The organism is Acidobacteriaceae bacterium (assembly GCA_035944135.1).
Taxonomy (GTDB): Bacteria; Acidobacteriota; Terriglobia; order Terriglobales; family Acidobacteriaceae; genus Granulicella.
Window position 1 is genome coordinate 890,902 of sequence record DASZBM010000010.1, and the last position, 16,965, is coordinate 907,866.

Annotated in this window: 14 protein-coding genes; 4 read left to right on the top strand and 10 right to left on the bottom strand. The window is 62.5% G+C overall.

All coding sequences use genetic code 11. The annotated features are described in order from the left end of the window. The first annotated feature begins 101 nt into the window (after positions 1 to 101). Together VGU25_18195 and VGU25_18200 are read left to right on the top strand one after the other, a co-directional pair. Entirely contained in the window at positions 102 to 917 is an 816-nt protein-coding gene (locus tag VGU25_18195) for a cytochrome b/b6 domain-containing protein (GenBank protein HEV2579143.1), read from the top strand. Next, positions 914 to 2,008 carry a molybdopterin-dependent oxidoreductase gene (locus VGU25_18200; GenBank protein ID HEV2579144.1) on the top strand — a complete coding sequence of 365 codons (1,095 nt, stop codon included), beginning with the start codon at positions 914 to 916 and terminating at the stop codon, positions 2,006 to 2,008. Before VGU25_18195 ends, VGU25_18200 begins: the two co-directional genes overlap by 4 nt. An 18-nt stretch (positions 2,009 to 2,026) precedes the next feature. Here VGU25_18200 and VGU25_18205 read toward each other — a convergent pair whose 3' ends face one another. Together VGU25_18205 and VGU25_18210 are read right to left on the bottom strand one after the other, a co-directional pair. Continuing rightward, a complete protein-coding gene (locus tag VGU25_18205) occupies positions 2,027 to 4,072 on the bottom strand; it encodes a M13 family metallopeptidase (protein HEV2579145.1) in 2,046 nt (681 codons plus the stop codon). 18 nt (positions 4,073 to 4,090) lie between these two features. Continuing rightward, positions 4,091 to 5,119 carry a pectinesterase family protein gene (locus tag VGU25_18210; GenBank protein ID HEV2579146.1) on the bottom strand — a complete coding sequence of 343 codons (1,029 nt, stop codon included), beginning with the start codon at positions 5,117 to 5,119 and terminating at the stop codon, positions 4,091 to 4,093. A 58-nt stretch (positions 5,120 to 5,177) separates the two neighbouring features. On the opposite strand from VGU25_18210, the gene tilS reads away from it, so the two are divergent. Together tilS and ftsH are read left to right on the top strand one after the other, a co-directional pair. Further along, positions 5,178 to 6,314 carry a tRNA lysidine(34) synthetase TilS gene (tilS, locus tag VGU25_18215; GenBank protein HEV2579147.1) on the top strand — a complete coding sequence of 379 codons (1,137 nt, stop codon included), beginning with the start codon at positions 5,178 to 5,180 and terminating at the stop codon, positions 6,312 to 6,314. Positions 6,315 to 6,485: 171 nt separating this feature from the next. Further along, positions 6,486 to 8,393 carry an ATP-dependent zinc metalloprotease FtsH gene (ftsH, locus tag VGU25_18220; GenBank protein HEV2579148.1) on the top strand — a complete coding sequence of 636 codons (1,908 nt, stop codon included), beginning with the start codon at positions 6,486 to 6,488 and terminating at the stop codon, positions 8,391 to 8,393. A gap of 410 nt (positions 8,394 to 8,803) precedes the next feature. Here the strand turns inward: ftsH and VGU25_18225 are convergent, their stop codons facing one another. The 8 genes from VGU25_18225 to VGU25_18260 all read right to left on the bottom strand — a co-directional run bounded on the left by VGU25_18225 (position 8,804) and on the right by VGU25_18260 (position 16,951). Further along, positions 8,804 to 10,264, bottom strand: a complete 1,461-nt coding sequence (locus VGU25_18225) for a GH1 family beta-glucosidase (protein HEV2579149.1) — start codon at positions 10,262 to 10,264, stop codon at positions 8,804 to 8,806. Between the two features lie 84 nt (positions 10,265 to 10,348). Then, positions 10,349 to 11,365 (bottom strand): alpha/beta hydrolase, encoded by a 1,017-nt coding sequence (locus tag VGU25_18230; protein HEV2579150.1) that lies wholly within the window; start codon positions 11,363 to 11,365, stop codon positions 10,349 to 10,351. A gap of 144 nt (positions 11,366 to 11,509) precedes the next feature. Further along, positions 11,510 to 12,166: a hypothetical protein gene (locus tag VGU25_18235; protein ID HEV2579151.1), complete on the bottom strand. Its 657-nt coding sequence runs from the start codon at positions 12,164 to 12,166 to the stop codon at positions 11,510 to 11,512. 74 nt (positions 12,167 to 12,240) lie between these two features. Continuing rightward, positions 12,241 to 13,182: a UDP-3-O-(3-hydroxymyristoyl)glucosamine N-acyltransferase gene (gene lpxD / locus VGU25_18240; protein HEV2579152.1), complete on the bottom strand. Its 942-nt coding sequence runs from the start codon at positions 13,180 to 13,182 to the stop codon at positions 12,241 to 12,243. Further along, entirely contained in the window at positions 13,179 to 14,123 is a 945-nt protein-coding gene (locus tag VGU25_18245) for a lysophospholipid acyltransferase family protein (GenBank protein ID HEV2579153.1), read from the bottom strand. Before VGU25_18245 ends, lpxD begins: the two co-directional genes overlap by 4 nt. A gap of 391 nt (positions 14,124 to 14,514) precedes the next feature. Then, positions 14,515 to 15,207, bottom strand: a complete 693-nt coding sequence (locus VGU25_18250; protein ID HEV2579154.1) for a lipid-binding SYLF domain-containing protein — start codon at positions 15,205 to 15,207, stop codon at positions 14,515 to 14,517. Positions 15,208 to 15,371: 164 nt separating this feature from the next. Continuing rightward, positions 15,372 to 16,061 carry a lipid-binding SYLF domain-containing protein gene (locus VGU25_18255; GenBank protein ID HEV2579155.1) on the bottom strand — a complete coding sequence of 230 codons (690 nt, stop codon included), beginning with the start codon at positions 16,059 to 16,061 and terminating at the stop codon, positions 15,372 to 15,374. 239 nt (positions 16,062 to 16,300) lie between these two features. Further along, the gene (locus VGU25_18260; protein ID HEV2579156.1) at positions 16,301 to 16,951 is read right to left on the bottom strand and encodes a response regulator transcription factor; all 651 of its coding nucleotides are present in this window, start codon (positions 16,949 to 16,951) and stop codon (positions 16,301 to 16,303) included. Positions 16,952 to 16,965 lie beyond the last annotated feature (14 nt).

The window sequence follows — 16,965 nt, forward strand, 5'->3', positions numbered from 1 at the left end:
CTGTCGGGCGGAGACAGATGAATTGCAAATCTGTGACGCAGCGAGATTCGTATTGCTAATGAATGACCCTGAAGAGCAGACTCGGCGCAGGAGAATCTTCGATGCAGGTCGAAGGACAGGCGGCGAACGACGCTGGAGAGCTGCGGCTCGTGAAAAAGCACCCGCGCGCCATCCGCTGGATGCATTGGATCAACTTCCCGCTGCTCGCGATCATGATCTGGAGCGGGCTGCTGATCTACTGGGGCGACTCGATTCCGCCTTACCAGCATCCGCACGAGGTCTATCGCCTGGGCATCGGCCACTGGACGCTGGTGCGGTTCTTTCCAGACTGGTTCTGGAAACTACTCAACGCGCCGTATCAGATCACGACCGGGCTCGGGTGGCACTTCTTCGTGATGTGGTTTTTCGCGATCAACGGCATCGCGTACGCAATCTATCTTGCGGTCTCCGGCGAGTGGCGGGTGCTCTGGCCGAAGCGACGGTCTTTCGTGGATGCCATCTGGGTCACGCTCTACGACCTGCATATTCCCGCGGCACGCAGAAGAGGACTGCCGCCGCAGGGAAAGTACAACGGCGCGCAGAGGATCGCGTATTCAGCGATTGTGCTGATGGGCGCGGGCGCGCTGCTGACCGGGCTCGCAATTTATAAACCTGCGCAGCTGCACTGGCTCACGACGGCGCTGGGCGGCTATGAAATGGCGCGCTGGGAGCACTTCTGGCTGATGATGGGCTTCTGCGGCTTCTTTGTAGTCCATGTAATGCAGGTCATTCTTGCGGGATGGAACAACTTCCGGTCGATGGTGAGCGGGCTCGAGGTGCAGACGGTGAGCCGCGAGCAGCGTTTCGATGCCGAGAGTGGTGAGCCGACCGGAGCGATGCGCGAGGATGAGCCGCCGAGCGCTGGAGCGCGCGTATGAACGACTTTGACGAACGCGAGATTGAGATTGTTCGTGGCGATGCCGAGATGGTTCGCCGCGAAAGCGCGCGCAGGACTCGGCGCAGCTTTCTGCTCGGCGGAGTAGCCGCTGCGGCCGGATACGCCGCATGGCGTGCGATCGATAAGAGCAAGCAAGTCGGAAGACTGCAGTCGGGATTGCGTGGCGCGATCGATTGGGACGCGGACGTGAGCCGTGCGGTGTTTCGCGAGCGCGGCTTGTCGCCGACGTATCCATTGAGCCGCGCTGTGCCGCTGCGTTTGAATGGCGTCATCGGCATGGAGCAAGTGCTGGTGCCGGCAAGCTGGCGTCTCCAGGTCGCGGGGGTTCGCGATCCGCAACTCTCGCGCTTCTACGCGCCGGATGTGACCGCCTGGGAGTATCAATACAGCGATGCGTCGCTGATGGATACGATGCCCGACCTGAAGAGCGGCCGGGCAGGCGCAGTGCAGCCCGGCGGAGCGCCCGCCGTGCAGATGCCCGAGCAATCACAGAGCCTTTCAGCGCAGACGCCGAAGGTGAATGGACTACCTCACGTCGACATTGCGGCGAGATTCGATGCCATGGCGCAGGCAATCAGCGGCAAGCGCAGGATGGGCACTGCGGAGGCCGGTGCGTCCGCGAGCTCGTTGAACATCGGCACGCCTGGACTGCTGCTGACCATGGATGAATTGCGCAAGCTGCCGCGCGTCGATCTCGTAACGGAGTTCAAGTGCATTGAGGGCTGGAGCCAGATCACGCAATGGTCGGGCGTGCGGCTACGCGACTTCATCGACGCATTCCCGCCCGCACCGGTGAACGGCCGCATGCCGCGCTACGTCTACATGGAGACGCCCGACGGCGACTACTACTGCGGCTATGACATGGAGGCTGCGCGTCATCCGCAGAGCACGCTGGTGATGGAGATGAGCGGGCAGCCGCTGCGTGCCGAGCACGGAGCTCCGCTGCGGCTGCACATGCCCATCAAGTATGGCTACAAGCAGATCAAACGCATCGGTTTGATCGCATATACCGACACGAAGCCGGACGACTTCTGGATGAAGCTGGGCTACGACTGGTACGCGGGCCTGTAGCGCGTACCAGTCGCGGCGCTACCAGATATGGATCCGCTTGTCCGGCGGCAGGTACAGCTTGTCGCCGGGTTTGACGTTGAAGTTGGCATACCAGTCGTCGAGATTGCGCACGGTAAGCGGGCGAATCTGCGCCGGTGCGTGCGGATCCGTGAGGAGCCCACGCCGCAGCGCAGCGTCGCGCGTCTTGTTCGCCCACACTTGCGCAAACGCGATGAAGAACTGTTGATCGCCGGTGAACCCGCCGACAACCGGCGCCTGCTTTCCGCCGAGCGCAACGTGGTATGCCTCAAGCGAAGCATTGACTCCGCCAAGATCAGCGATGTCTTCGCCGAGCGTCTGTCGGCCATTCACGTGCAGACCAGGCAGCGGCTCATAGGTGTCAAACTGCGCCGCAAGTGCAGCGGTGACTGCCTTGAAGTGCGCGTAGTCTGCGGGCGTCCACCAGTTGCGCACCGCACCTTTCGCATCGAACTCAGCGCCTTCGCTGTCGAAGGTGTGAGAGATTTCATGCCCGATGACGGTGCCGATGCCACCGTAGTTTGCCGCGTCCGGTGCGGCCGGATCGAAGAACGGCGGCTGCAGAATCGCAGCAGGGAAGTTGAGTCCGTTGTCGAGCGGCAGGTTGACCGCGTTCACGGTCTGCGGATCCATGCACCACTCTTTGCGGTCCACCGCCTGGCCGACTCGGCTGACCTCGTAGCGATACTCAAAAAGTTTCGCCCGCCGGACATTGCCGAAGAGATCGTCCGGGCGAATCTCAAGCCCGTCATACGTGCGGAAATTGTCGGCATATCCAACGCTGACCTGCAGCCGCTCGAGCTTCGCGATCGCCTCAGTCTTCGTCGAAGGCGCCATCCACGTGATCGCCTCGAGACGCTTGTGATATACCGCCAGCAGGTTGGCGACGAGACGCTGCGCCTGCGCCCTCGCCTCTCGTGAGAAGAAGCGCGCGGCGTATAACTTCCCAACAGCTTCGCCAAGATTGTCGTTCAGCAGGCGGACAGCGCGAATGTCACGCGGGCGCTGCTGTTCCGCGCCGCCGAGTTCCGTGCCGAAAAACGCGAACCACGGTTGGTCCAGCGACTTCGCCATGTATTGTGCGTTGTCATCGATCGCATGCAGCGAGAGCCAGTCCTTCCAGTCCTCGAGCGGCATTGACGCAACGAGCGCGGACTCTGCGGTGATCGCCGGCGCCTGCCAAACGTACAGGCTCTTCTGACCTGCGAGGCCCGCGGCACGCAAGAACGCCGTCCAGTCGAGCCCCGGAGCTCTGATCGCGAACTCCGATGCCTGCCAGAGATTATTCGCGTGGTGAATGTCTTCGCTTGCGGCCAGCGTCCATTGCGCCTTCGCAATTGCGGTTTCGAGGGCCAGCACATGCTGTGCGCGCGCATCGGCATGATCGATGCCCGCGAGCCGGAACATCGTCGTCATATGCGCGAGATACTTCGCACGCACGTTCTTCATATGCGCGCTGGAATCCAAATAGTAGTTGCGGTCCGGGAGCTCGATGCCGCCCTGCATCAGGTAGGCCGCGTAGTGATCGGAGCTCTGAAATCCTGGCGCAACCCACAGTCCGAAGATGTTTGGCGTGTGGAAGTTCGTGTTGTTGAGCGCGTCGGTATCGGCGCGCAGCGTGGCTCCAAGCGCCGCAGAAAGCTGTTGCTCGTTGCTGATCGCGGCAATGCGTTCGAGCTCAGGCTTCAGCGGTGTAACGCCGGCCCGCTCGATTGCGGCCTCATCCATATAGGAGCGATACAGGTCGGCAATCCGCCGCGTGTCACTGCCGGCTGCGGCATTCGAGCTCACTGCGTCATGAATGATTTCCAGCACCTGCTGATCGGATCGATCGGCGAGCTCGTTGAAGCGACCAATCGAGGAACGATCTGCGGGGATTTTCGTTCGCGCGATCCAGTTGCCGTTGGCGTAGAGGTAAAAGTTGTCGCCGGGCTTTACAGTGCGGTCGATGCTGGTGAGATCGATGCCGTGAGCTGTCTGGGTTTGTGCTGGGGCAAATGTGGCAAGGCTAAGCAGGGTGATGCAGACGGCGGGGCCGAATTTCATTTACTTCTCCGGTTGGGATTATGGAAGGTGTGCGGCTTCAGCGACAGGGTTCCAGTTGTCGCTGCCGCGCAGGAAATTCTCCGGCGCGAACGTCGCCGCCTGCTTCTCTGTGAGCTGGTGCGTCCAGGGCGCGCGCTGCGATGTGTTCGCGCCCGGCCCTTTGTTGTGAAACTCAGCGTAATACGCGGTGGGAGTTGAACTGTCGCGGTTACTCCACTTCGACCAGCCGGCGGGATCGAGGTCGGCTGGCAGCTCCGTGTTCATGACGACCACGCGAGAGTAGGCGCGCCACGGACGGCCAAGCCCGAAGCCCGTAGCTGCGGTTTTCCCCGGCGGAGGCGGCACGGGATCATGCGTGATGCGCGAGTGATCGATGACATAGCCGGTGGTTTGCTCGGGCGAGGTGCGCGATTGCGCTGTAATTTGCCCATTGCGAATCTCGCTGATCGTGTCGTGATCAAAGACGGCAGTTGCATTGCCGAAGATGAAGTCGACGCCACCGGCGATAAAGGAGTCCACATAATATTGACGGCCGAAGTCGGCGAAGAGCGTGTCCTGATCTCCGAGGAAACGGCAGTGCTTGAAGATCGAACGATCGGAACGGACAGCGGCGGCAACGGCCTGCCCGGTCGGTCCCGCAGAGTTCTCGAAGGTCACGTTATCGGCCTCGAACTGGTCGCCATTGATCTGCGCGGTCTCGGTGAAGAATGTCCCACCGGCTTCCTTGGCGTTCATCGAGTAGGTGACGACCACGTCCTCAGGCGCTTTGCCGAGCCCGAGCAACGTAATGCGTGGCCGATTGCGCGTGACGTTGATGCGCTCGTGATATGTGCCAGGCACGACCTCGATGATCGTCCGGTAGGGCGCCGCAGCTTGTGGAGCATGATCGAGCGCCTGCTGAATCGACGTATAGTCCGTGGTGCTGGCGGTCGAACCCGGGCCATGCGCATCGACGCGCACGTGGATGTCCTGCGCAAAGGCCGCTGCACAGCAGAGGAGGGAAGCGTAAAGGAGAGGTTGCAGTCTGCGGAAACGGGAACTGTTCATCGTGAGTTAAAGCTCTGTAAGGTGATGGTAGCGCGATGCGCGAATTCGGTCTGAAACGATGACGAACGAGAGACGGCTTGCGATTGATCTGTCGCTAATGAACGCAGGCGAACGTGTGTGCGTTGCCGTCTCGGGTGGCGCGGATTCGACCGCGCTTCTGCTCGCTTTGATCGACGCGAATCGCGCCAAAGAGGGCCTGGGCGCGGCGCTGAGCGCTGTCCATGTGCACCACGGACTGCGCGGAGTCGAAGCAGATGGCGATGAGGCGTTCGTGCGGGATTTGTGTGCGCGTCTGGAGGTGCCGCTGGTAGTGGAGCGCGTTGACGTCGCGGCGCGGCAGAGCGAAGAGCGCGAGGGTTTGGAGGAGGCGGCACGAGAGCTTCGATATGGGGTGTTCTGGCGGCTGATGGCGGATGTCGATGTGGTAGCGACGGCGCACACCTTGGACGATCAGGCCGAGACGGTAGTGATGAAGCTGCTGCGTGGCGCATGGACCGAAGGGGTTGGCGGAATTGCGCCGACGATTGAGAGGCCAATGTACAGAGATCTGAAGTTGGCTGGGTCGCGGCGCATTGTGCGGCCAATGCTGGGAGTGCGGCGGCTGGAGGTCGAGGCGTATCTGCAAGAGCGCGGGCAGGCGTGGCGGGAGGATGAAACCAACCGGGATCTATCGTTGACCCGCAACCGTGTCCGTCATGAGCTGATGCCGATGCTGCGCACGTTCAATCCTGCGATTGACGCGACACTCGCACGCCTGGCGGAAATCGCACGGGATGAGGAGGCGTTCTGGAAGTCGGAGGTCGCTCGTGTGCTGCCGCAGGTGTTGCTGCCAGGGCGGCCGGTTCGGGGTGGCGGACGCGCCGTGAGTACCGTTACCGGCAATAGCGGTTGTGCCATCGAAGTGGAGCGGCTGCGGGCGATGGCTCCTGCCCTGCGCAGGCGGGTCGTGAGGGAGGCGGCGCGTTCCCTGGGCTGCAGCCTTTCTGCGGAAGAGACGTCCAAGTTGCTGGCATTGGCGGGTTTGGCCCAGGTGCATCCGCCGATTGCCGCTCGTACTGGCGCCCGCCTCGAACTCAGCCGAGGACTTCGGGCGGAGCGCACCGCGAGGGAGATCCAACTGCAGCGGGAGGCTGCTCCTTTCGTTGCAAAGACAACCGGGAGAAAAGCTGGCGGGGAAGCGGCGGCCCGGGGGTAGAATCAGGAATGCGCTTGTGCGACCCGGACGTGGACCTCCAACGTTCGGTTCATGCACCCTATAGCCAATCTTGTCGTCTAACAGTTGAGTGCGTTAGCAGCAAGGCTGGAGGCCATTCCTCAGCAATGAGGGAGCGCAAGAGCCCGGCGAAGCAGGAAACGAGGAAGCGGATTGAATTCAACAATTAAACATCTCTTGATATGGGTCCTTACGGTGGGCTGCCTTCTGGTGGGATGGCGGTACGTGGTGACCAATATGAATCCGGGCCACGATCAGGCAATCAGCCTGACCGAGTTGATGAACGACGCCCAGGCCGGCAAACTCGGCGAGGTGACCATCAACGGCACCGAGGCCACGGGTAAGTTCAAGGATGGCAAAGAGAGCTTTCACGCCACGATCCCGGCAACTTATCAGGACCTGTATAACAACCTGATTAACCATGGCGTGAACGTCACCGTGAAGGATCAGAACGGCACCCTGTGGCTGAACATCCTCTTCCAGATCGCGCCGATCGCCGTCATCCTGGCGCTGTTCCTCTTCATGATGCGGCAGATGCAGTCGGGCGGAAACAAGGCGCTGAGCTTTGGCAAGAACCGTGCGCGCCTGCTCTCGATGCAGCAGAAGAAGGTGACGTTCAAGGACGTTGCGGGCGTCGATGAAGCGAAGGAAGAGCTGAAGGAGATCATCGAGTTCCTGCGCGAGGCGCAGAAGTTCCAGCGGCTCGGCGGACGCATTCCGAAGGGCGTGCTGATGGTCGGGCCTCCGGGAACCGGCAAGACACTGCTGGCACGGGCCGTGGCCGGCGAGGCGAACGTTCCGTTCTTCTCGATTTCCGGTTCGGACTTCGTCGAGATGTTTGTCGGCGTCGGTGCAAGCCGCGTGCGCGACCTGTTCGAGCAGGGCAAGAAGAATGCTCCCTGCATCATCTTCATTGACGAGATCGACGCTGTGGGACGGCACCGTGGTGCTGGCCTGGGCGGCGGACACGATGAGCGCGAGCAGACGCTGAATCAGCTGCTCGTCGAGATGGATGGGTTTGAGTCGAACGACGGCGTGATCCTGATCGCTGCGACGAACCGTCCTGACGTGCTCGATCCGGCGCTGCTGCGGCCGGGCCGTTTCGACCGTCGCGTGATTGTGGATCGTCCTGACATCCGTGGGCGCGAAGAGGTGCTGCGGGTGCACTCGAAGAAGGTGCCGCTGGCCGATGACGTGAATCTGCAAGTGCTGGCGCGCGGGACACCGGGCTTCAGCGGCGCGGACCTCGCGAACATGGTGAACGAGGCCGCTCTGACGGCGGCGCGGTTCAATCGCAAGGCCGTGCACATGTACGACTTTGAGATCGCCAAGGACAAGGTGCTGATGGGTGCCGAGCGCAAGTCGATGCTGCTGAGCGAGGACGACAAGCGCGATACGGCGTACCACGAGGCCGGTCACGTGCTGGTGGCGGCGAAGCGCAAGCACTCCGACCCGCTGCACAAGGTGACGATCATCCCGCGCGGCATGGCGCTGGGCGTGACGATGCACCTGCCGGAAGAGGACAAGCACACGGTGACGAAGGACTACCTCGAGACGCAGCTCGCGATCCTGATGGGCGGGCGCTGCGCGGAGGAGATCTTCATGGACCGGATGACGACCGGCGCGGGCAACGACATCGTGCGCGCGACGGAGCTGGCTCGCAAGATGGTTTGCGAGTACGGCATGAGCGAGCTCGGGCCGCTGACTTACGGCAAGAAGGAAGAGCAGATCTTCCTGGGCCGCGAGATCGCGCAGTCGCGGGATTACTCAGACGACACGGCGAAGGAGATCGACCGTCTGGTGAAGAAGTTCGTCGACGAGGGCTACAAGTCGGCGCACCAGATTCTGGACGAAAACCGCGAGGTGATGCACCGGATGGCGATTGCTCTGCTGGAGCGGGAGACGCTGGATGCGGCGGAGATCGAATTACTGATTCAAGGCAAGGAGCTCGGCCCGGTGAAGTCGCCACTGGCTGCCGCCGACGACGATACGCAGAAGGTGCTGAAGCCTGAGGGAACCCGCAAGCCTGGGTACAACGAGGGCGCACCGACGACCGCGTAATCGTTCTTCGGTAAGAACTGAGAGGCAGCCGACAGGCTGCCTCTTCCTTTTGGCGCGGAGTTTTCGGCTCGTGTGGGAGGGGACCCCCCTCCCCCTGTTTTTTGCGCAAAATCTTCAAAGAAGAGAACTTAGGTCCGGACCTTATGTTGCGTTTTGACGTGGGTGAGGGCTGGCGATCCGATTTGAGCGCCCTTTCCGAAGCAGGGTTTTGTCAAGGCGCGGCGGCCGAGAGCAGTCGGCCAATTTGAGGAAGATATACCTCAGGGGCTAAAGCCCGCTTTCCTTTTGTGAGTGTTTCGGCACGGCTCAAGCCGCGCCCTTAACGAAGCCGTTCAAATTGACCCTCGGACGGGGCGGAGCATCCTGCAAAACGCAGTATTCAATCCTGCTTGCACTGGCCAGCGGGTTTTCTAGGCCAGCGCGTTTGTGGCGATGACGCGCTTATAGAACTCTCCGGAGAGCTTTACGGTTCGTTTCTGGGTCGTGTAGTCCACGTAGGTGATTCCGAAGCGCATGGCATAGCCGTCGGACCATTCGTAGTTGTCCATCAGGCTCCAGAGGAAGTAGCCCTTCACGGGGATGCCTTCGCTGACGGCGCGCTGCAACTGGGAGAGGTAGCTGCGCAGGAAATAGACGCGATCAACGTCCAGCACTTCGCCGGATTTGGTCGGCACGTCCGTGCTGGCGGCGCCGTTTTCGGTGATGTAGATCTCGTTGACTCCCCAGATTTCATGCAGGAAGCGGGGCGACCAGTAGGCTCCGCCCGGACCGAGCTGCAGCCAAAGAGCAGCCATGTGCGGATAACTCTTCGGCATATCGAGGACTTCGTAGCCGGATTCATTGTCCCTGGCGCGGACCCAGGTGGGCTCGTAGATGTTGAGGCCGATGAAGTCGAGGGGTGCGCTGATGATCTTCATGTCTTCGGGGGTGAATTTGGGCGCGTCGGCACCGAGGCCTTTGAGGTAGAGGTCGGTGTAGCGGCCTTCCAGGATTGGCGTGAGAGAGCGGGAGTTCTCCTCGCGATAGGCTTTGCGCGCGGCCTCGATGTTTTCCGGAGTTTCAATCACGGGAAGAGTGCTGACAGCGTTGTCGGCGATGCCCACGCGTGTGCCTGGGCGTGCGTTGGCGCGCACGGCCTGCACGCACATGCCGTGGCCGAGCAGCACGTTGTGAGTGACCTGCGCGACCTGGGCGTTGTTGAGCTTCAGACCGGGCGCGTCAGATCCGTAGCGGTAGCCGGCGTCGACGAATGCGGTTACTTCGCTGATGGTGATGAAGTTTTTGACGCGATCGCTGAGGTGCCTGGCGGCGACGGCGGAGTAGTCCGCGAGAGCCTTGGCAGTGTCGCGGCTCTGCCAGCCGCCGACGCTCATCAAGGCTTCGGGCAGGTCCCAGTGGTAGAGGTTGCAGTAGGGCTCGATGTCGGCGGCGAGCAGGACATCCAGCATGCGGTCGTAGAAGTCCCAGCCCTGGGGGTTCTGCGCTCCGGTGCCTTGCGGGAAGATGCGCGGCCACGAGACGGAAAACTGGTAGGCCTTGATTCCTAACTCCTGCATGATCGCGATGTCCTCGCGATAGCGGTGGAATTCGTCATCGGCGGTGTCGCCGTTCTCGCCGGTGTAGGTCTTCTTCGCGCGGGAAAAGGTGTCCCAGATGGAGAGACCGCGGCCTGCCTCGTCGGGAGCGCCTTCGATTTGGTAGGCGGAGGTGGCGGTGCCCCACAGGAAGCCGTTGGAGAAGCTGCGGACCGTGGTTGTGTCCTGGTGGTGCGCCGGAGCTGTGACGGCGGCGGCGGGCAGGGATACGGCCGTTGCGGATAGGCCGAGCAGCCGGGCGAAATCTCTACGGTTGAGGCGATCGATCCGATTCATGCGGTAAGGAGGTCCTGTTCATATCCACATCCTGAAAGGGCGGGCTCCTTTCAGGATAACGGGGCGGATGTGGACAATGCGGCGTTATTGCGGCGTCACGCCGATCGACTGCAGCCATGTGTCGAGGAGCTGAGGCCAGGCGGTGACGGGGAGTTTGGTGCGGCGGAGGCCGAAGGCGTGGCCGCCTTTAGGGTAAAGGTGCATTTCGGTGGGAACGTGGGCGTTGCGAAGGGCGATGTAGTAGGAGAGTGCGTCGTCAACGTTGTCGACGTTGTCGTCTTCGTTCTGCAGGAGGAAGGTGGGTGGGGTCTTCGCGGTGACGTGAAGGTCGGGGCGGAGAATGAGGTCCGCTACCGCGGCCGGCGCGTTGTTGGGCGCGGGCATGAAGGACTTGTCCTTGCTGCGGTGGGCGTCGGAGACGGTGGCCTCGTAGGAGAGATGGCCGGGGTAGATGGCGATGGCGAAGTCGGGGCGGCAGCTTTGATCGTCGGCGGTGTCGACGCGAGGGTAGATGCGGTGGTCGTAGTGGTTGCTGATGGCGGCGACGAGATGGCCGCCGGCGGAGAAGCCGAGGACGCCGATCTTGTGCGGGTCGATGTGGTATTCGGCTGCCTGGAGGCGCAGAAGGCCCATGGTGCGCTGCGCGTCTTCGAGAGCCATGGGCGATTCGGGATAGGGGCCGGATTTGGGATAGAGCGCGGGATTGCCGGGAACGCGGTACTTGAGCAGGACGCAGGTGATGCCGCGCGGGACGAGCCAGTCGCAGACCTCGGTGCCTTCAAGGTCGATGGCGAGCATCTGGTAGCCGCCGCCGGGGAAGACGACGACGGATGCGCCGGTGTTCTTGCCGGTCGGCGAGTAGATGGTCATGGTGGGGATGGTGACGTTATAGACGCCGGTGGAGCGGTGGCCGCCAATGAGGTCGCGGAGGCTGCTGATTTCGACCCTCTCCGGGCCGAGCACGGGCGCGGCGTCGGGGATAGCGCCGGGCCAGATGGGGAGCTGCGGGTGGCCCGGGGTGGGCTGCCACCCGGTCTGAGGATGAGCTGTAGCGGTAATGAGGCAGAGGGCAAGCAGGAGCGAGGAAGGGCAGAGGCGCATGGGAAGACTCGCGAGGAGGAGTGGCAAACGATGGCAAACGAAGTGAGGCGAGTCTAGGCGCGGAGCGCTGAGGATTTGCTGTGCGGAAGCGAGGGGGACCAGTGGGGTTAATGGGGGTGCGTCTTCTGCCGCGGGTTTCGGGGTTTATGCGCGACGAGCTTTGAGCTCCGAGCTTTGAGCTGCGAGTTTTTTGTGCAGTGTCGTGGAGACGAAGTCGTTGAGGTCGTTGCTGCAGTAATTCGGTGGATGCGCGTAGAACGTGCGTTTGTTGCCGAGGAGGTGTGGGGAGATGCTGGGCCAGGCTTGAGTGAGCGATTCGAGGTTTGTGCCGGTGGGGAGGATGAGGGCGTCGGTGCGGTCGAGATAGCGAAGGGCGGAGGGTTTAAAGTCGGCGATGGTGGGGTCGAGGACGGAGAGCGAGAGGTCGGGTCGCAGGAAGCGAAGGATGCTGTTGGATTCGATGATGGTGTTTTCGGAGTCGGCGAGGAGCTTGCGGAGGCGGGGCATGGCTTCGGCGAGCTGACCCTGGCGGGTGCGGACCCAGAAGACGCGGCGGGCGCCGGCGGCGAGGAAACGCGAGGTGTCGGTGCCGGTGGTGGGGTCGCGCTCTTCGCTGATGGCGATGGTGTGGTCGGCGGTCTGGCAGTCGCAGGGCTCGCCATTGGCGGAGCAGACGTTGTGGCCGAACTGCGTGATCTTGATGGCGGTCCAGTTGAACGCGGGCAAAGCGGCGATGAGGCCAGCGACGACCGAGGTCTTGCCGATGTTGCGGGTGTGTCCGCCGATGACGATGAGGGGCATTCTTAGCTACGAGATGCGAGTTGCGAGATTCGAGATGCGAGTCAGGGTTCGTCGGTGAAAAGGCGTTCGGTGGGCTATTTGAGGCGGCGGATGCGGGCGAGGGATTTGAGGTAGTTGGCGAGGGGTTCGGCGGGAGTGCCGGCGAAGACCTGGCCGGGGCCGGTGATCTCTTTGCCTGGGAAGACGCCGCCCTGGCCGCCGAGGACGACGCCGGGGCCGATGTGGACGTGGTCGCCGAGGCCGACCTGGCCGGCGAGGATGGCACCGTCTTCGATGGTGCAGGAGCCGGAGATGCCAACCTGCGCGGCCATGATGACGTTTTTGCCGATGTTGCAGTTGTGGCCGATGTGGACGAGGTTGTCGAGCTTTGTGCCTTCGCCGATTCGAGTCCCACCTAAGGCCCCGCGATCGATGGTGGTGTTGGCACCGATTTCGACATCGTCTTCGATGACGAGGATGCCTTGCTGCGGGAAGAGGAGATATTCGCCGGTCTCGCGATTGCGGGCGTAGCCGAAGCCGAGGGAGCCGAGGACGGCTCCGGGCTGCACGACGACGCGATGGCCGATGTGGACGCCCTGGCAGATGGTGACGTTCGCGGCGATGGTGCAGTCGTCGCCGAGGATGGCGTTGGCTTCGATGACGGTGCCGGCGCCGACGCGGGTACGTGCGCCGAGCTTTGCGGAGGGGTGGATGACCGCGGAGGGATGGATGTCGGATTCGGTGGGCTGTGGGGTGAGGGCGCGGGCGGCGACGGCCATGGCGTAGCGCGGGTCGCGGACCCAGAGGATTCGCGGGTCGTCGAATGCTGAGGGATTGGCGAGCTTGTTGTGCGAGGCGAGGATGGCGCCGGCTTTGGAGGCGATGGCGTGGTGGAGCGAGGCTTCGTCCTGCGCGAAGACGATGGAGTGGGTGTCGGCGTCTTCGACTGCGGCGACGCGCGTGAGTTGCGCCCTGGGGTGCTCGGCAGCGCCGACGAGTTCGGCGAGTTGGCGGCCGGTGAGTGATTTTGGGCTCATGAGTAGAGAGTCTCCTCGCCTTCGGGGCGGGTCTTCCAGCGGCGGTGGACCCAGAGCCACTGCTCGGGGTAGCGGCGGATCCAGGACTCAATGGTAGCCGTGAAGAGGGCAGTGTTGGCGAGTGCGTCGGCTGCCGAGTCATCGGTGCGGGTGAGGTTGAGCTCGGGGCCGAAGTGGAGGACGTAGCGATGCTCGTCGGGTTCCCAGAGCATGAAGCCGGGAAGGACGGCGGCTTTAGAGTGTGCGGCGACGCGGGCGAGGCCGGAGGCGGTGCAGGCGAGCGTGCCGAAGAAGGGAACAAAGACGCCTTGCGGGGGCGTCATGTTGGTGTCCATGAGGATGCCGACGGTGTCGCCGCGCTGCATGGCCTGGAGGAGGCCGCGGGCGAAGTCGTCTTTGTGGAGGACGCGGTTGCCGTGGAGGCAGCGGATGCGATTGACGAAGGTGTCGACGAGGGGGTTGTCGAGGCGGCGGATGACCATGCTCATGGGGCGGCCCATGAGGGAGTGGTAGAAGCTGGAGAGCTCCCAGGCGCCGAGGTGGCCCGTGAGGACGAGGACGCCGTTGCCGCGGCTGCGGGCGGCGAGGAAGTGCTCGAGGCCTTCGTAACGGAAGAATTTTTGGGCGTCGGCGCGAGTGGCGCGGGGCATGCGGCAGAACTCGGACATCTGCCAGCCGAGGTAGCGGTAGAGCTTGCGGAGGATGCGCTCGCGTTCCGGCGCGGGCATGTCAGGGAAGGCGAGTGAGAGGTTGCGCAGGCCGATGCGGCGAAGACGTGCGACGAGGTGCCATGCGAGAGCGCCGATGGCGGCGCCGAGGGCGCGAGAGATGGAGCGCGGCAGCCACTTGAGCGTGGCGACGATGAGGCGGAGAGCAATGTATTCCAGCCACTCGCGAAGGGAGGGACGTCTTGCGGGCTGTGGTTTGGCGGCGACGGTCAACGTCCCCCAAGTTTACGCAAGAGGGATGATGAAGATCGCGTCATCAGCAGCAGGTGTACGACTATGGTGCAACTGAGCGTTGTCACGCGAGTCATGCTGGTGAGATATCATCGAGGCAATCGAGGTATCTGTGCGGCCCTGCTCTAATTGCGGACACGGCAAGTTCCGGCGCGTGAAGCGCCAGGGAGTTCTCGACAGTGTGATGGTTTTGTTCAAGCTGTATCCGTGGGAGTGCGAGAGCTGCCAGCACAGGACGTATAGCCGCCGGCGCGACGTCCATTCGAAGACTACGCCTCTGCATGACCCCGGCCGAAGCTAGCTAACTGTAAAGAACGAAGAACAGGGACGGCTGACGCCGTCCCTGTTGGTTTTTGAGCAGCCTCACGGCTGGTTAGCGCTGCTTGGCGGCGACGAAGTAACGGGCGACGGTGCTGACGAAGTGGCGTGCGTTCGCTGGAACGGGCGTGCCACCGTTCAGGACCGTTTCGAACGGGATGGGGCTGCCGTACTCGGCGGCCATGTCATCGTTGTTCTGGTTGAGGACAGTTCCGTCGAGGTCGAGGCCGGCGAAGAGGCCTTTGGAACGGGAGTAGGTGAGGAACTCGGCGTTGAGCTTCCAGTCGGTGCCGGCCTGGGCGTTGCGGCCTACGGGGCCGGCGGATGCGGCGGCATCACCGCCGATCTTGAACTTGTTCTTGAGCATGTCCTGGAGGCCCTTCTGGTTCATGGCAACGAGGACGAGGTCGGTTGATTGTCCGCCGATCTGCCAGCCGAAGCTACCGCCTTCGAGCTTGACGAAAACGGGAGCACTCCAGCCGCGCGGGGTGCGGCAGGTGGCGACGCCCTGGCCGTACTGCGCGCCGACCACGAAGGCGCCCTTCTTATATTTCGGGATGACCACGACGCAGGAGGCGCCGGCGAGGATTGAGCTGGGGATGCCCCTGTCGGGGGTGGACATGATCTGCTGAATGACGTCAGCGGCGGAGCTTAGCCGTTCATTGAGTGTGCCCATGTCGGCGGCACGGGCGGGAATCAGACCCGCAAGCAGGAAAAAACCGGACAGTGTTGCAAGAACTTTCTTCATTGAAATGCCTTTCTAAAGTTGGGGGAGGAATGAGCCCGTCTTGTTCGCAATCCGCTAGATGGATTTTAGAGAAAGGACCGGCTTAGCGGACAGGCGCGAATGAAGAAAGGGACGGCGTCGTGCCGTCCCTTTCTTTTGAGACATTACAGCGTGCTGCCGGATGACTAGTGTTCGCGCGCGACGACGAAGTATCGGGCCACGGTAGAGACGAAGTGTTGCGCGTTCGGCGGGACAGCGGTGTCGTGGTGCAGGATCGCTTCGAAGTCACCGTTGCCGTACTCAGCGTCCATGTCGTCATGGTTTTCGGAGAGCGCGGTGCCAGAGAGATCCAAGCCGGCGAAGAGGCCCTTGGCGCGAGAATAGGTGAGGAATTGCGCATTCATCACGATATCGGTGCTTGCCTCAGCATTGCGGCCAACAGGGCCAGCGGCTGCGGAAGCGTCCGCACCGAGTTTGACCTTGCTCTTGAGCGCTGATTCGAGACCGTTCTGATTCATCGCAATGAGCACGAGGTCGGTGGACTGACCACCGATCTGCCAACCGAAGCTGCCGCCTTCGAGCTTGACGAAGACAGGTGCGCTCCAGCCATGTCCGGTGCGGCAGGTGGCGACGCCCTGGCCGTACTCTGCACCGATGACGAACGCTCCCTTCTTGTAGTGGGGAACGACGACGACGCAGCGAGCCTTCTCGACGATGCCCTCGGGGATACCCCTGTCGGGCGTTGACATGATCTCCTGAATCACGTCGGCGGCGGCGTTGAGCCGGCCGTCCATCTTGTGCATATCAGCGGCGCGGGCGGGGATGAGGCCCGCGAGCATCGCGAAGCCACAGAGTGCACCTAAGAACTTTTTCATTGATTTGCCTTTCAGAATCTGGGGGTTGGAAGCCGTTTCGGCTTTCTCCGCTTAGTGTCCATGCCGTGAGATGGATAGGTAACCGATGCAGGTTGCCAAAAAAAATGGGTTGCAGGCTGGCCGTGTGGCCGGACCTACAACCCTCTTCTCCCAGGTCTGTACTGGTGTAAGAGTGCGCTAACTTGCGGCGCCGGACAAGATTACGGAGGGCTGTAGACCTTAGTCAGCGAGTCGCTGACTCAATGCGTGGATCGCTCTTCGATGGCGCGCAGCGTGAGTTCGACCCGGTTGTGAGCGCCTGTTTTGCGCAACATGCGGCCGAGATGGGCCTTCACGGTGGCTTCGTCGATGCCGAGGGCTTCGGCGATGGCGCGATTGGAACGGCCGTCCATGAGGAGCTCGAGGACCTCGCGTTCGCGGGCGGTCATGCGCTTTTCAATGCGATCCCCACTGACGGAGGCAGAAGACGCAGTGGTACTGCCGCCCTCGATCAGCTTTGCGAGCACTTTGCGAGGGGCCCAGACGGAGCCGTCGAGGACGACTTCGAGGGCCATCCGGATCTCGGCTTCGCTGGCAGTTTCGGCGAGATAGCCTTTGGCGCCGGCGCCGATGACCTGCTCGATGACCAGGGGATCGAGGCCTTCACCGACAACGACGATGCGCAGTTGCGGATGCTCGCGGCGCACCTTGGCGATTAGGTCGTGGAGCGTGTCACCGCCGCTGCGGCCTTCCAGAATGAGAACCGCGACATCGGGTCTGGAGCCAAGCTGATCGAGTTCGAGGGGCACGGCTTCCATGCCGGGCAGGTCGGCGAGAATGGCTTCCATGCCGACCAGACGAAGCGGGTCGGAGGCGACAAGGCCGATTCTCGCCAATGCTGGATTAGTCATGTGCGTTCGGCCTC

Coding starts and splice junctions, on each gene's coding strand:
- VGU25_18195 (HEV2579143.1), top strand. CDS start 102: ATGCAGGTCGAAGGACAGGCGGCGAACGACGCTGGAGAGCTGCGGCTC.
- VGU25_18200 (HEV2579144.1), top strand. CDS start 914: ATGAACGACTTTGACGAACGCGAGATTGAGATTGTTCGTGGCGATGCC.
- VGU25_18205 (HEV2579145.1), bottom strand. CDS start 4,072: ATGAAATTCGGCCCCGCCGTCTGCATCACCCTGCTTAGCCTTGCCACA.
- VGU25_18210 (HEV2579146.1), bottom strand. CDS start 5,119: ATGAACAGTTCCCGTTTCCGCAGACTGCAACCTCTCCTTTACGCTTCC.
- tilS (HEV2579147.1), top strand. CDS start 5,178: ATGACGAACGAGAGACGGCTTGCGATTGATCTGTCGCTAATGAACGCA.
- VGU25_18225 (HEV2579149.1), bottom strand. CDS start 10,264: ATGAATCGGATCGATCGCCTCAACCGTAGAGATTTCGCCCGGCTGCTC.
- VGU25_18230 (HEV2579150.1), bottom strand. CDS start 11,365: ATGCGCCTCTGCCCTTCCTCGCTCCTGCTTGCCCTCTGCCTCATTACC.
- VGU25_18235 (HEV2579151.1), bottom strand. CDS start 12,166: ATGCCCCTCATCGTCATCGGCGGACACACCCGCAACATCGGCAAGACC.
- lpxD (HEV2579152.1), bottom strand. CDS start 13,182: ATGAGCCCAAAATCACTCACCGGCCGCCAACTCGCCGAACTCGTCGGC.
- VGU25_18250 (HEV2579154.1), bottom strand. CDS start 15,207: ATGAAGAAAGTTCTTGCAACACTGTCCGGTTTTTTCCTGCTTGCGGGT.
- VGU25_18255 (HEV2579155.1), bottom strand. CDS start 16,061: ATGAAAAAGTTCTTAGGTGCACTCTGTGGCTTCGCGATGCTCGCGGGC.
- VGU25_18260 (HEV2579156.1), bottom strand. CDS start 16,951: ATGACTAATCCAGCATTGGCGAGAATCGGCCTTGTCGCCTCCGACCCG.